Origin of the sequence: Paenibacillus hubeiensis, from assembly GCF_032334105.1 — a bacterium.
Lineage (GTDB): Bacteria > Bacillota > Bacilli > Paenibacillales > Paenibacillaceae > Paenibacillus > Paenibacillus hubeiensis.
On the sequence record NZ_JAVYAE020000005.1, the window covers coordinates 108,594 to 123,875 of the forward strand.

A 15,282-nucleotide genomic window follows, 5' to 3' on the forward strand; every position below is an offset into this window, starting at 1 on the left:
CTGTGGTCTGAACATTGCTTTGACGGGCGTTGGTAATGCATTCCGCGTACCACATTTCACCGTCACGCAACAGGAATCCAAGAGAACGAATGCTCGCATCCTCCAAACATAAAAAAGATCGCCATCCTCCTGGAGGTCCAGGTTGGATACGCGATCTTTTTTATGCGTCTCTAAATTAGGGCTTTGCCTGGGGTCGCCAGGCTCTGTCATCGAATTCCTCATTTTGAATCGGCTTCCGGCCTCTGGATCAAAATGATCTGCATTACGCTTTCCCGAATGAGATCAACGACGTCTGGCTGGGGTGGGGGTGTCTTACGAACCTGGGCCGTCACATACAGCCAAGAGGCCGTATTCGCAGAAGCCCAGACCAGATCTGCCGCAGCCTGAGCGGACACAGCCAGTTTGCCTTCGTCGGCGACTCTCTGAACATTTTGCACCAATGCTTGGTACGACTGATCTGCCGCCTCGATATGGGCTCCCTCGAGCAACCGCCCCATCATCGCCGCATAAATCCGAGGACGGGCTGCCGCGAAGCGGACATAGTCATCCCATCCTTGACGAAGAGCCATCTCTGGAATGGTCGACTCCACCGCGGCAATCTTGCTTTCAAATAACTGTTTGAACGCTTCCACTATAGCTGCACTCAGAAGTCCATCGGCATTGCCGAAATGGTGGTAGAGGGTAGGTGCTGTAACCTGCGCGATCGCAGTTACGGCTCGCGTCGAAAATTGGGCTCCGCCCTCCTCTTCGAGTACCTTAAGAGCAGCTGCCAATATTTTGTCATATGTGTTCATACTTCTATTATAGCAGTGCTATATACGAATGTCCATTAGGAAGGTTGTACACTTGTGATCATAATTCCTGTATTGGTGACCAGATATTCAAATCGAATCGGATTATGTTCTTGTCCTTTACGGCAATCGGTACAAGTTCTTGTCTTGGGTTCGGGACAAGAACTTGTACCGATAAAACAAAAAAAGCCGCTAAAATAGCGACTTCAAATGGGACTATGCTCTTGTCCCCCAACAGTTAATCCAGATACAAAATCTCAATCTCGCCCGGAGCGAAGGATTGCTCTGCGTAATTCCCCCCCCAATCACAAAGCGATCTCAAAATGGGTTCAAGTGATTGACCCAGTTCCGTCGTTGAATATTCGACCTTAGGCGGTACCTGATTGTACATCCTTCTGCGAATTAATCCGTCTGTTTCCAGTTCCCGAAGAGTTTGAATCAGCATCTTTTGCGATATATTATGAACGAGTCGCTTAAGCTCTCCCGTCCGTTTAGGTCCTTTTATTAAATAGTACAGAACAAGCCCCTTCCACTTTCCTCCGATAACCTCTAGTGTAATTTCCAGTTCACAGAAAAATGTTTTCATATCAATGCACCATCTCCCTACCTAAGAATATCCCCTTCATGTATCGCTTGATCCTTCAAGGATTACTGAAGGAAAAATTGAACGTTACATGGAGGGGATAATACAATCGCATTTAAGTTGATTTAAAAATCTTTGTCGTTTGAAAATGATTATGTCCTGGTTAAACTTGAGCTACTCCGCCATCTACGAATAATTCAACGCCGTTCATATAGCTGCTTTCATTAGAGGCCAGGAACATGACAGCATTGGAGATCTCTTCAACCTGCCCCACTCTGCCGAGCGGAATATCATTTTTTGCCTGTTCCAGGATATGATCCAGTTCAGAGCCAAATAACTCATCGTACGCCGGCGTTACGATGGTTCCCGGACTAAGGATGTTTATACGAATTTCGGTCCCTCTCATATCAAGAATCCAGCTGCGGACGAGCTGTCTGATCGCTGCCTTGGATGCACCATAGATACTAAACGCTGGCATCCCCGTCGAGCCAGCAGTGGATCCCGTTAGAATAATCGAACCTCTTTTATTTGGAAACAAAGCTAATGCTTTTTGTACTGTAAAGATGGTTCCTTTCACGTTGACATCGAAAGTCTTGTAGTATTGTGCTTCTGTAATTTCTCCTAATGGAAGGAATGACCCTAATCCGGCATTTGCAAAGAGAATGTCCAAGTGTCCCTTTTCTCGCTTAACTGTTTCGAATAATATATCTAGATCTTCCGATTTAGATATGTCACCTCGGACACCTGTAACATTCTTTCCGATCTGCTTTACTGCTTCATCCAGTTCACGTTGTCTGCGTCCCGTGATAAAAACGTAAGCCCCTTCTTTTACAAACTGTTGTGCCGACGCGAGACCGATGCCGTTTGTACCTCCGGTTACAACTGCTACCTTCCCGTCAAATTTCCCCATTCTATTACACTCCTTTTATAATGATTTATATGGTGTAGGATGCTCTGTCTGCCTCATGAACCTCCTATGAACGATAGTATGGGGGAAAAGTTACAAGAAAAACAGTACCCACTTTTTAGTGATATAGTCACCAAAAAGTGATAATTGAGGCGGCACAAGCGTTTGTTTTTACAGCCTAACAGATGGAAGTGAGCTCCATTAATTACTCACCACATGATACCACGTATTTGAACTATCCTGCCCGTTAGCTTGTTAGCTTAATGAATTAACTGGCGATTACCCGTTAGACATATGCCTAATCGGTACAAGGTCTTGTCCTTGGCTCGGGACACAAACTTGGAATGAGAATATATAAAAAAGCCGCTAAAATAGCGACTTTCAATGTTCTCATCTTCGATATTACAAGAAAATGCTTACCCGCAATTAGTCATTCTGCCCCGGCTCTATCCAAATGTACCGATTACTCCACCTGCACCCATGGATAACGCGATGGCGCATCGTACAATAAGCGTACCCGTTCCGGCGAAGCGCCTTCCTCATCGAACAGCAGCAGCTCGTTCTCCTCCTTCAACCAGGCCATCGGAATTTTGTAGTCCTCCTGCGGCCCGATCTGCCAGTAGCGGCCCAGATCATGGCCATTCAGGACCACTGCGCCTTTGCTCATGCCGGTCAGTCGGACCATCAGGTTGGCATGGTACGGCTCCGGTACATCTGGTTTTTGGAAGCTGAAACGGTACCAAACAGGCCGACCATAGGCAGCTTTGGCCAAAGGATGGCCAGTCAAAGCAGACGAACGTTCTTTCTGCATGGAACGGTCCCGCCCGTCCGCAGATGAACCCTCTGCTGCATACGGCTGCCATGAGCGCGGCAGCAGCTGATCGCTGCCGGCCATCTTCCACCCGGACAACTCGTCGGTGCTGCGGTAAAGGATGAGCTCCAGCCGGGCAAGCGGCGATGCCCGATACGGCATTTCCAGCGCATTCGTTCCTTGCTTCACGTATGGCGACAGATCCAACGTGGTGAAAGCAAACCAGTCATGGTATCCATCCATCGGTACTTCCACGCCATTCATACGAATCCCTTTGCTCACTGCACCGACCAGGATGGCCCGATCCATGCCCTCTTCCAGCACAAAACTGCGACGGATGACCGAAGATTCCGCATCGGGATGGACTTCATCCAAATGGATCGTGCCCTGCTCCGTCTGCCAATCGCGGCGGATATCCTGCACGGCACCTCCCGCAGCCACCGGCCCGAACAACCCTTTGGATTCGCCCAGATACGGAGAAAAATTAAGCCGGCCCATCTGCTGCACGAGAACTTGCAGCTTGTTATGACCACTGACCGTGCGAATCGGCACGGCAGCCGCGCCGACCTGACGCACCAGCGCCTGCTCCACGCCGTTCACGTAAATTCTGGCGCTATCCTGCACGCCCGTCATGATCAGATGAACGGCATCATCAGCCGTTTCACGTTGAAATTCGCACTCGTAGAGCAGATATCCAAAATCCTGCCCATAATCCGAAAACGCCTCCGGTTGCCCGGTGCGGGAAGCATATTCCGCCGACAGTTCGACCAACGATACCTCTGGAGCCGACAGCTTAGGCGGCACAGGTAAAGCCCCGGCTCGCTGCGCCGACGACGCATTGCAAAGCTCATGTCCGTTCAGAGAACGCTCGCCGTTCTCCCAGCCTCCGAGCAGCAGAATGGTGCGATCCGCATCGGCCAGCATGCCTTGAACCTGCCCGGAAGGCAGAACCCGTACATCGTCGAATCCAATCGCGTACCGTACGACATCCCCTGAAGCCTCACCCTCCAATCGCCAAGTACGGTTCATCGTCTCCATATCCAGCACGATCAACCGGAGGCACGTATTTCCGCACTGCAGCCGGATCACGCCCGGTTCGCGGAAATGGGCCAGATCGAAGCGGTAGGCTCCCTTTGCCGCATCATGCGTGTACAACGCAGCCATAGTGCTGTCCAGCACGCGAAGCGAAGGTGCCTCAAGCTCCACGATGGACCGCTGGCCTGTGTCAGCAGCAACGAACAGCGTCAGCTCACCGCCCACTTGCTCGTTGCCCGCAATGAATGTGCCACCGGTCAGATGCACATCATCGGTAATGTGCATGCGGTCGAGCAGCGGCATGATCTGCCCCGGATGCAGCGATATCGGCAACGTGCGGCCATCTTCCAGCGTGACCTGCACCGTCTCCCGTTCCTCCTTGTGACTCTCGACAAACAAAATACGTTGGTCGCCCGCTGCCCTACCGCGTACGGAAATGCCGGAACCGTGACGGACCTGCAGCTGTTCCTCCGGAATTTCTTCGGCTTGCAGCAGCACGCTGTCGAAGGCATTCACGAAATACGACCATCTTTTGGTGACATCATACTTGGCCGTCCCGCGTCCGTATTCGTTCAGCGGCGCATCGTAATCGTAGGACGTAATCATGAAAATGTCGCTGCTGCCCACCGTCCGGCCGCCATAACCGCCAAAGTTGGTACCGCCGTAAAACATGTAATAGCTGATCCCTGTATATCCAGCGCGCAAAATCTCCATGATGCGTTTTTCAAGCAAAGGCGCCGTCTTCTGAATGGCGGAAGCTCCGCCCCAATGTTCGAACCATCCCGTCCAAAATTCCGTCACCATTTTCGGCGTATCCGGCTGTTTGGCCCGCAGTTTGGCATAATGACCATCGGCTCCCGACCAGAAGTTGGCCCCTTCAATGGTGCCTTCCGCCCCACCCACGCAGGTAATCAGCGGAACGTCGATGCCGCGCTGCAGCAGCGCGTCGCGAAGACGGTCCATATGGGCGCTTGCCGCATCGTCGCCCTTCAGGTAACCATACTCGTTCTCCACTTGAACCAGAATGACGGGGCCGCCGGCGGACAGCTGGCGGTCGCGGATGATCGGTATGATCCGGTCAAAATATGCATCCACATAGTGCAGGTAGACATCGTTGTTCTCCCGGAAGGCGATATCCGGTTTCGTTCCCAGCCAGTACGGAAATCCGCCGAAATCCCATTCCGCACAAATGAACGGCCCCGGCCGCGCAATCACCCACATGCCGAGCTCTGCGCAAAGGTCCAGAAAGGCGCCGCAATCGCGGTCGCCTTCGAAGTCCCATTGCCCTTCCTCCGGTTCGTGCACATTCCAGGCAAAATATGTGTCAATGCAGTTCATGCCCGCCAGTTTGGCTTTCAGCAGCACATCGCGCCATTCTTCTTTCGGCATGCGAAAATAATGAATCGTCGCGCTGTTCAGAAAGATCCTCTCTCCATTCAGCCAAAAACTTTGCCGGTCATAAGTCAGTTCCAAAGCATGTTGGTTCAGTTCGGTCTGTTGCCCTTGTATAAACGTTGGATGTTGCGCCATTAGTCGCACCCTCTCTCTATTCAACATGTCATTTCATATGTCATAACGTCAAAGCACTGAATCTAGTTATAGCCCTCTGCAAATTCAGTCCAGCCATTCTCATTCTACTGCGATTTCAAGTCGACGCCTTCCAGCACAACGGTTGTGATCGAATTGTCGCCAATCTCTACCTTCAGCCCATTAGCATACACCGGTATGTCCTGCAGCTGCTCCATGTTGTGCTCCGGCGAGGTTTGATACACTTGAGCGGTATCAGCCTCTGTAAGCTCAAACGGTTCGAGCGAAAATTCCTTCGTTCCGGCCGACATTTCGTTGCGGATGACCAGCACCAGCCGATGGGCGTCTTGATCATACGCGGCAAGCGTCCGCCCTTCATCCGTCGGAATGATGATGGCTCCTGGACGGATGAATTTGGTGAATTGCACCATGCCGTAATACTGTTTCGTCATTTCGTAATGTTCTTCCCCATTGAAATTGGCATGAATGAAACCCCAATTGTTGTTTGCGCCTTCGTCCTCCACGGCCTGCCAATATACCCATGCGGACGGCTGCATGATTTTCAGGTCAAACATGATCCGCTCGGCCAGTTCCTGCACCGAAACCATATCTTCATGGCTGTGGGGCTCGCTGCCGCCTGTGCCGTACTCGGACATCCACAGTTTTTTCCCGTGTTTCTCCGCCAGCGCGCGCAGCTCTTCCATTTTGCTTCCATTATAGGAATGGGTGTTGATCTGCGCCACCGCATCCAGCGTGTCTTGGTCGTAGACGCTGAAGTTGGCCACCGTTTCGTCAATGCTGTTGTCGTCCGCCGCGCTCACGACCGTGCCGTCCAAGCCTTTGCTTTTTAACGAGGCTGCGACCTTTTTGATGATTACCATCTGTTTGTCGACGCTGAAATGGCTGCCTTCCTGCATATTGCCCTTCTTCCACCAATCGGAGGAAGGCTCGTTGAGCGGATCAAGCGTGCGGAACGTGATGCCCCATTCGTCGCGGAAATGCTTCACGACCTCTGTCAAATAATCGGCAAAGGCATCGTATTGGTCTTCCTTCAGGTTGTTGCTCCCGTCCTCGGCTCCCGTAACCGATCCGCTGATGGTCATCCAGTACGGCGGAGAATTGGAAAAGGCCTCGGTGATGTTGACGCCGCGTTCGATCGAGCCCTGCAAAACTTTCCGCTGTCCGGCATCCGCTTCCCAGTCCCATACGCCCGGTTCGGGCTGGTACCCCGGAACGTCGCCGCCGGGACGAAGCGCTTTCATTTCAGGATTTTCCTCGCCGCCGATGTTGTACCGCACAATGTTCAGCCCCAGCCCTTTGGCCGGATCAAACACAAGGTCCATTACTTCATTCAGCTTCGCCTGATCCTTCCATTCACCCAGATCGTTGGCCCACCAGGCCAGGGACGTGCCCCAGCCTTCAAAATGGTCATAGGACTGCTCCATGTTCAGGCGAACCGGCTCCCCCTCAAAAGTCAGCGTTCGGGATGCATTCATTTGGCTCATCAGTATTCCTCCTCCTGCCAGTAACGCGATCAGGGCGATGCCTGCCGCAATATAACCGGATTTTCGTTTGCCGCTGCGTTGCTTGTCGTTCGCCATCGTTCGCACAGCCCTTCCCATTTACGTTTATTCCATACCCCTGTCCGGGCATGCATGTGATTCACGTTGGGTTCTTTGCTGTCGTATTTGCTGCACCCCTGCGTTACTTGATGCCGCTGCTGCCTCCGCTGATGTTCGCTTCATAGACATACCGCTGGCCGAGCAAATACACCAGCACCATCGGAATCGTCAGGAACAGGGAAGCAACCATGACCAGGTTCCACGGCGGCATTTGCCCTCCGCCTACGGTCGTCAGGAGCTGAACGCCGAGGGCCAGAGGCATTTTTTCGGGATCATTGATATAAATGAGCGGCCCCATGAAGTTCCCCCAGTTCCACGAAAACGAGAAAATCGCAATCGCCGCCAGGATCGGATACGTCAGCGGCATGATGATTTTCCAATAGATGCCCGGATGGCCCATGCCGTCGATCATCGCCGCTTCGTCCAGCGACTTCGGAATGCTCATGACGAATTGGCGGATCAGGAATACGTTGAATGCTCCGGCAAAAAAGCTCGGCACGATCAGCGGATAGAACGTATTGATCCATTCCAGATGACGGAAGATGATGAACTGCGGCACCATCGTAACCTCGCCCGGAATCATCATCGTGCTCAGCAGCACAACGAACAGGAAGCGGCTTCCTTTCGCCTTGATCCTTGCAAAGCCGTAAGACACAACCGATGCGGACAACACCGATCCGATAATGGTGAAGACGGTGATGATGATCGAATTTTTCAGATACGTGCCCAAATTGTTATTCGTGAAGATCGTATAAAAGTTGGACCACTCAAACTCCGTCGGAACGAAGGTAAACGCCGATTTGACCGTCGTCGACTCGCTGGCCAGCGAGATGGAGATCATGTACACGAAGGGCGAAGCGAGCAGCACGCCGACCAGAATCAGAAAAATGTAGGAGATGACCTTCTCCGCCTTGGATGGATTACTCATTGGCTTTTCCCTCCTCGTAGTGCACCCATAGCGCCGATGAACGGAACACGATCAGGGTCAAGGCCAGAATGACGATGAACAGCACCCAGGCAATGGCCGAAGCATATCCCATCTTGTAGAACTGGAAGGCGTTCTGGAACAAATACGGCACAACCATCTGGCTCGCGTTATCCGGTCCTCCCGAGGTCACGATGAACACCTGCGCAAAGGTTTGAAGCGCACCGATGATGCCTGTCACCAGATTGAAAAAGATGACGGGTGTGAGCATCGGAAACGTAATGTGGAAAAAGGACTGCGTGTTTTTCGCCCCGTCGATGGCCGCCGCCTCGTACAGCTCCTGCGGTATGCCTTTCATCCCGGCCAGCAGCAGGACGACTCCGCCGCCAACGCCCCAGAGTGACATCAGGATGAGCGCCGGTTTGACCCAATTCGGGTCGAGCAGCCAGGAAGGGCCCTGAATGCCGAACACGGCCAGCGCTTTGTTGATGAGCCCTTCCGTCGGTGCCAGGAGATGAATGAACAGCAGCGAACTCGCGACGACCGGCACGACCGATGGCAGATAGAACAAGATGCGGAAAAAGGTGATGCCCTTGATCTTTTTGTTCAGGTAATACGCGATCCACAGCGAGATGGACATGCCCAGCGGAATGGAGATCAGAGCGTAGAAAAACGTGTTGCCCAGCGACTTCCAGAACAGCGGGTCATCGGTCAGCAGCGTTTGGTAATTATCGAAACCGATGAACTCCGGGGACTGGAACAAGTCCCAGTTGGTGAAGCTCATATAGATGGAAAACAGGATCGGTCCCAGCGTCAGCCCAAGGAATCCGATCAGCCAAGGCGAGATAAAGAGATAAAACCATTTCCCGTCCTTTTTTCTCACGTTAAGCCCTCCCATGACGTCGGGAGCGGATGGAGAGCGCCGATCGTCTGCGCCCCGTTTCCATCCGTTCCCCTGCCCATACTATTTATAGAGTCTTTCCAGTCCGCTCTGGATTTCGGTAACCGTCTCATCCAGGGAAGCTTTATCGTTAAAGTACACGCCGAGTTTGTCGTTGATCAGTTTCATCATTTCGTTCCACTGCGGGTTGAACGGTTCGGCATAGATCGTGGATTCCTTGAAGGCCGCCATGTTGATCTTTTTGCCGCCATACTCGGCATTCAGGAATTCGTCGCTTTCCAGCCCGGCCTTCGTTGCCGGCGCATCCTGTCCCGCCTTGATCATCGGCATCTGTGCCTCCGGCGTCGTCAGCGCCGCGATGATTTTGAATGCTTCTTCTTTATGCTTGGAAGCGTTCGTGATCGTGAAGCCGTTAAAGAATGCATTCGTTTCGCCCCAGATCGGGGAAATGTCCCAGTTGATGCCTTCGACCTTGGCCAAGGAGCCGATGTTCCAGAAACCTGTCGTTTCCATCGCAATCTTGCCTTGCGCGAACAGCGGATCGGCACCGATGTTGCCCATGTCGGCGATTTCGGTCGGTGTCGGGGACGCTCCGTATTTGAAAGTCAGGTCATTCAAAAATTGCAGCGCTTTGCGGACAGGCTCGGTGTTGAACGTCGGTTTGCCGCCCTCGTCGAACAGCGAACCGCCGTTCTGGTAGATCAGCTGCATCCACTGCGGCCACCAGCTGCCTGGATAGTAGCCCCATTGCACCGTTTTGCCGTTCTCCTTCACGGTCAGCTTCTGGGCTGCCGCAAGCAGGTCTTCCTGGGTCCAGTCTTTGGTCGGATACTCCACGCCCGCCTTGTCGAACAAATCCTTGTTATAGAAAAGCACCATGGCGCCCGCACGGTCAGGCAGGCCATATTGTTTGCCGTCGTATTTCATCAGGTTGGCAATGTCGTCGGAATAACGTTCCGAGATGCTGACATTGTTCGCTTGCAGCATTTCGTCGAGCGGAATGATCTGATTTTTGGAAGCATAGGCCTGGTAGTTCTCCGCAATCATCATGATGTCCGGTGCGGTACCGCCCGCGATCATCGTCTGTACTTTCTGGTCATAGTCTCCGGCAACCACGTTCAGTTTCACATTAATGTCGGGATACGTCTGTTTCACAATATCGAGCCGTTCCTGATAGATCTTTTTCTCATCTTCCGAACCCCAAATCGTCATGCTGAGATCCACCTTGCCGCCGGAACCGCCGGATGCACCGCTGTCGCCTTTGCTGCAAGCCGTTAGTGCGAATACCATTGTGAGCATTAATAACGAAATGATCTTCAAGCTTCTTTTCATACCGTGCGCCCCCTAGAAAGTTGAATGTTTTGGTGAAACCCATTTCATGAAATGGGTTTCATAAAGCCGGAAATTAAAACCCGATCCATTTTTATGAAAGGGGTTTCATTTACGAACCCATTATATTTCACCCTTCGCAGAAATGTCAACGCTTTCTTTTCCAAAAAAAACATGTTCCCCTCTTAACGAGGGGCAGGTCCCGTGCTCTGGCGAACAATCAGCTCCGGCTGCAGCACGGTCTGTTTTTTGGGCTTTCCCTGATTGATCAGCTCATGCAGCACGTCTACGCCGAGCTTGCCGAGCTGGTACGTATTTTGCGAAACGGTCGTCAGTTCGGGGATAACCGCACCCGCCAGCGGCGTGTTGTCGAAACCCACAATCGAAATATCGCCAGGGATGGATAGTCCGTGTTCGATCGTGGCTTTGATCGCTCCGATGGCCGTGTTGTCGTTGACGCAAATGACCGCCGTCGGCGGATTGTCGCGTTCCAGCAGCTCGTTCATCAACCGTTTGCCGTCATCGATGGAGAAGCTGCCCAGCAGTTGGCGGTCCTTCGGGAGTTCGAGCCCGTGTTCGCGCAGTTTTTTTTGCACCGCCTTCACTTTGACCATCGTGGTCGACGTCTCGGGCGATCCGCCTACAAACGCGATTTCCCGGTGGCCCAGCTCCAGCAAATGCTCCACGGCCAGCACCGCGCCTGCCCCCTCATCCGTATATACCCGGCGAAAGCCGCCCTTGGCAATATTTCCGTTCACCAGCACGATGGGCATGCGTTTGCCCATATCGATCATTTCCTGCGCCATGTTCTCCGGGCAGTTCTGGAGGTTGATCCGCCCGCCGAGAAACATGATGCCATCGACCCGTTTCTCGCGCAAAATAGACAAGTATTCGGATTCCCGTCCATAGTCCCCTGCCGTATTGCATAGAAAAAACGTATAACCCAGGCCTCTCGCTTCATTCTCTGCCCCCCAGAACACTTCGGGGAAAAACGGGTTGGTGATGTCCGGCAAAATGATCGCGATCGTGCCCGTTTCCTTCTTGATCAGGCTTCTTGCCTGCGCATTCGGCTGAAACTGGTGTTTCTCGATGATCGACATGATCCGCTCCCTGGTGCTGGCGCGCACGGGCGCCGTGTCGTTCAGAACGCGGGAGACGGTGGATACGGATACGTTCGCTTCCTTGGCGATGTCGTAAATGGTAATTGGCGTCATGGCAAACCTCTCTCTTTCTCTCGTTTTCCTGCTAATCATACCAGATAAGGATTGCCAATGAAATGGGTTTCATAGCCTTGCATTCGGGCGAAATACCACGACCTTATCTTCCTGCATTATCGGCTTCTTCCCTCGTTAAAATAAAGAGCCGACCATCGGCGTTTAAAATTTGCGTGCCGTTGTCCAGCTGGACGAGCGGCTGTTCCCAGTGGGTATGACCGCAAAAAACGACCGTCTCCGGCCCGGCCTCCAGCGCCTGCCGGATCAGCGGTTCGCCCATGCACCCGAGTTCGGGAATGCCCGGGCTCTGGTGCAGCAATAGGCAATCCGGCTGCTGCTTCAGCAGCTTGGTCAGGGATTGCAGGTACTGCTTCTCCGGCAGCCGGTTCGGCTTGTCCGGCCGGCCGATGATGCCGCCGAGGCCAGCGATGCGCAGCGGTCGCTGCTGGCCTGCGGCGCGGGGTGCGGGCCTGCCCGGCACGGGGCCCGCATGGCTTGGCGCGGGGCCGTCCGGAACGGGGCCCGCGCTGACCACGCCCGGGGCATCCAGGTAATGGATGCCCTCGGCGCGGTGCAACCGATGAGCGGATGCCTCATCGGTGAGATCGTGGTTGCCGTCGACGCCGGCAACCCAGCCGAACGCTTCCCGGAAGGCCAGCCATACGGGAAGCGGATTGCCGCTGGCGCCGCGCTTGCCGCGCCGGGCATAGAGGTCGCCGCACAGCAATACGCCCGTGCGGCGCGGATCGAGCTGCGGCCAGTACACTTCCAGCAGCAGCTTCGCGTGTTCCGGCAGCAGCTCGCCGAGCAGCCGGTCGACGGTTTGATCCCGTGCACCGTCTTCGCCCATATTAAAGGCATACAAATTTGCAGCGTTTGGATCACGACCGCTGACGCAACTCCCGGTTCCACCCTTTATACCACTGTTGCCGCCAATTTGTTCATTGGCGTATTTGTTGGTGTTTTCGTTAGTGTATTCGTCGTCCTGCTCCATATTGTGTACGCAAGGGCTCCCCCCGTTGTCGCTCAACCCCCGACCGGTGACCTGTCTTTCATTTCCACTGCACACTTTCACGGGCACGATGCCTTGCAAATCCGAAGCCACCAACAAAGCATCAAGATGCTCCGGCAGCCCGGAAACGATCGCATGATAGATCGGCAGCCTGGCCGCCGCGACCTCTCCGCCCGGAACGGCATTCAGGTAATCGAACCCGAACCCATCCATCGGCTCCGCATTCAGTTTGACGATTTTCACGTCACTCACCTCCTCGATTTGACGCTGCCAGGTTAGACTGCGGGCCTTGACCGACGTTGTATAATCATGCGTAAATTGGTTTCAGCCCGCACTTGTTTGTAATCCAACTCGCTCGTCGAATCACTAGTTATGTTTATAATCACACAGAGAGTGCAGTCCGCCCAACATCATCTGCTGCTCTCATCCTGCATATATATAGTCCTTCTCCTCTAATCACGCTTCTCCATAAATCACTAGACAATTTTGCCACACCATCTGCGATTTCTCCATCCACTCCGGATGCGCTCCCGTATTTGGCCTTGATTATCCACCCCAACATCAGAGCGAAGTTGGGCCCCGGACATCATCGGCGGGCAACGAACCCGAGACGTCTTATTTGGCCACATTTCGGCGGGGTTGAGCGCTAACGAACTTGAGCGTCGTTATTGGGGCTAAATCGCGTGTTTGTGACTCGTTTTATGCATATTAACGTGTCTCAGGTTTGTTACATTTTCAAAGTGTGGGATTCCCGCAGGATAAGGTGTACAATGTTCGTTAGAATTTCTCGTTGCGTATGTAAGCACTCCAAAAGGGGCGCAAACACAGATCAATAGCCGATATCATCAGCACAGCGGCCTCGACAGTCTCTTTTACTAGCCGCATATCCCATATGCAACGTTTGCATCTCACCCTTCACATTGCCATTCGCATACACATGCATATCCACATACACATTCTCTCCCAGCCTTATGCTTCCGTGCCAATCCGCCAATCTGTCCAAAAATGAAGCAGCGTGAGGCACCCCAGGCTAATCCAGCACATCATTAACAATGTCACCCTCATTGTAAACGGATCTTTCCACTGATTCCAACATAAGCTCAGCGCCACCCTCACCTAAATGGCGGTACTCCAAGGCATTCCGCATCCCCGCAGCCCAAACAACCTGCTCATATTTTGCATCAAGCTCCCTATGACTTTCTCATTCTAAGCGGCGGCACACGCCCATATACTGGATTGTAAGCGAATTCATAAGAGGATTAGAGGAGTGTGATCGACGTTATGATCATTCAGGTCAGCCCATTGGCGGAATCCAGGCTGCGTGCGAAGCTGGAGGACCGGCCAGGAACATTCAAGCTGTTCTATGACACGGATGGATGCGGTTGTGACGGGATTGCGGTGCTCCTGATCGTGAACGAGCCGGACGAGGATGATATTCACATTGAAGCCGGAAAGCTGCCATTTATCATCAACAAGCAGCAAAAGATCTATTTCGAGTCTTGCCTTCGCCTGCAATCAGAAGACAGTTTCCCTTCCTTCCGATTGAGCAGTGATTCCATGATATATGGCAATCATGTCAAGGTCCATGATCTTCGGGACATCGCAGACACTTCGCCGCAGCCGCTCAGTTGGTTCGTACGATAAAGTACTCGTCGTGGAACTGCTCATATGTTAAAAAGCTAGCACCCTAAGTGAAGTGCAACCTAAGAATAGACATTCGTAAAACCCCTTAGTTATTCCGTTGAATTCTAGGGGGTTATTTTACTAAGAGAAAAAAGTTTAAGCGATATTCCGAAAACCTCAAGCCAGAAGTCATATTTCTGAAAAAGCATAAAGAAAGCCTTTATACTTCGCATAATCCCATGAATTAGCGTAATAAAGGCTTCACAATATAATTTAATAGATGGACACCGTGTCTGATGGAAGTGAAATGGTAGAAACCGCATCCCATGTACTGACTTCCTCGATTTCCTTGATCGTCAACTCGGCAAAAAAACTGTATCCTCCGAATCCTTCCTGGTCGGTTATAGCGTCCTTAAACGCAGAGAACTTCGTTTTCAAAAAGTGTTTTTTGGATATGTTGAGATCATATTTAAGCATAATATTCACTTCAATCTTTTCTTCTGTTTCATTGAGTCTATGTTCGTCCATCAGGGTTTGCAGTGGTTTGAGAATCACTTCGCCAGCCATGGCCCCATCCCCCTCTGCCTTTTGTTTCACTCCTTCGCCCTCGATTGGAGGGTATATTTTTTTTGCCTTCACTGTTTTGACCGCAGGTGCCTTCAATTGTGCTTCCTTAGCTGAAACCACAGAAGGAATGAATAAGAGACATGCGACTAAAGAAACGATCACTTTTCTTCCTATCTGCATCCAATTCCCACCTTCTCCATTTAAATTTACAATCCTTTCCTAATGGACGTCAATTGAACAGTAAATGTTTCGTTGCCTGATTATTGTCCATCTGCTGCTGGTCTCCGTTAAGAAAAAAGATAAAACCTCCTTTCACTGAATAATTGAAGTGGCGAAAGGAGGTTATAGCCTGTTGAATATCTCGGCGCGAAACCAATGAATTCGGAGAAAAAATCCATTTGCAAGCTTTAAGGCGTGAAGCGAGAAAAGCATCAA

At 52.2% G+C, this 15,282-nt stretch carries 12 protein-coding genes; 1 reads left to right on the forward strand and 11 read right to left on the reverse strand.

Annotation, left to right across the window (positions count from 1 at the left end; all coding sequences use genetic code 11):
- Positions 1 to 218 precede the first annotated feature (218 nt).
- The 10 genes from RSX24_RS15790 to RSX24_RS15835 form a co-directional block, all read right to left on the reverse strand.
- On the reverse strand, positions 219 to 794 hold the full coding sequence (locus RSX24_RS15790) for a TetR/AcrR family transcriptional regulator (RefSeq protein ID WP_236415692.1): 576 nt from the start codon (positions 792 to 794) through the stop codon (positions 219 to 221).
- 235 nt (positions 795 to 1,029) lie between these two features.
- The gene (locus tag RSX24_RS15795; protein ID WP_343261129.1) at positions 1,030 to 1,377 is read right to left on the reverse strand and encodes a winged helix-turn-helix transcriptional regulator; all 348 of its coding nucleotides are present in this window, start codon (positions 1,375 to 1,377) and stop codon (positions 1,030 to 1,032) included.
- Between the two features lie 160 nt (positions 1,378 to 1,537).
- Positions 1,538 to 2,284 carry an SDR family NAD(P)-dependent oxidoreductase gene (locus tag RSX24_RS15800; RefSeq protein WP_343261130.1) on the reverse strand — a complete coding sequence of 249 codons (747 nt, stop codon included), beginning with the start codon at positions 2,282 to 2,284 and terminating at the stop codon, positions 1,538 to 1,540.
- 460 nt (positions 2,285 to 2,744) lie between these two features.
- A complete protein-coding gene (locus RSX24_RS15805; RefSeq protein WP_343261131.1) occupies positions 2,745 to 5,657 on the reverse strand; it encodes a beta-galactosidase in 2,913 nt (970 codons plus the stop codon).
- A 104-nt stretch (positions 5,658 to 5,761) separates the two neighbouring features.
- Positions 5,762 to 7,255, reverse strand: coding sequence for a glycoside hydrolase family 30 protein (locus tag RSX24_RS15810; protein ID WP_343261132.1), 1,494 nt, complete (start codon positions 7,253 to 7,255; stop codon positions 5,762 to 5,764).
- A 103-nt stretch (positions 7,256 to 7,358) separates the two neighbouring features.
- Positions 7,359 to 8,204 (reverse strand): carbohydrate ABC transporter permease, encoded by an 846-nt coding sequence (locus RSX24_RS15815; protein WP_343261133.1) that lies wholly within the window; start codon positions 8,202 to 8,204, stop codon positions 7,359 to 7,361.
- Positions 8,197 to 9,084, reverse strand: a complete 888-nt coding sequence (locus RSX24_RS15820; RefSeq protein WP_236415681.1) for a carbohydrate ABC transporter permease — start codon at positions 9,082 to 9,084, stop codon at positions 8,197 to 8,199. The genes RSX24_RS15815 and RSX24_RS15820 overlap by 8 nt, the downstream gene beginning before the upstream one ends.
- Before the next feature lie 81 nt (positions 9,085 to 9,165).
- Positions 9,166 to 10,434, reverse strand: a complete 1,269-nt coding sequence (locus tag RSX24_RS15825) for an ABC transporter substrate-binding protein (RefSeq protein WP_343261134.1) — start codon at positions 10,432 to 10,434, stop codon at positions 9,166 to 9,168.
- A gap of 182 nt (positions 10,435 to 10,616) precedes the next feature.
- A complete protein-coding gene (locus RSX24_RS15830; protein ID WP_236415678.1) occupies positions 10,617 to 11,645 on the reverse strand; it encodes a LacI family DNA-binding transcriptional regulator in 1,029 nt (342 codons plus the stop codon).
- Between the two features lie 103 nt (positions 11,646 to 11,748).
- Positions 11,749 to 12,900, reverse strand: a complete 1,152-nt coding sequence (locus tag RSX24_RS15835) for a metallophosphoesterase family protein (protein WP_343261135.1) — start codon at positions 12,898 to 12,900, stop codon at positions 11,749 to 11,751.
- 1,026 nt (positions 12,901 to 13,926) lie between these two features.
- On the opposite strand from RSX24_RS15835, the gene RSX24_RS15840 reads away from it, so the two are divergent.
- A complete protein-coding gene (locus tag RSX24_RS15840) occupies positions 13,927 to 14,301 on the forward strand; it encodes an iron-sulfur cluster biosynthesis family protein (RefSeq protein ID WP_236415675.1) in 375 nt (124 codons plus the stop codon).
- A 252-nt stretch (positions 14,302 to 14,553) separates the two neighbouring features.
- Here the strand turns inward: RSX24_RS15840 and RSX24_RS15845 are convergent, their stop codons facing one another.
- On the reverse strand, positions 14,554 to 15,027 hold the full coding sequence (locus RSX24_RS15845) for a hypothetical protein (protein WP_343261136.1): 474 nt from the start codon (positions 15,025 to 15,027) through the stop codon (positions 14,554 to 14,556).
- Positions 15,028 to 15,282: the final 255 nt, after the last annotated feature.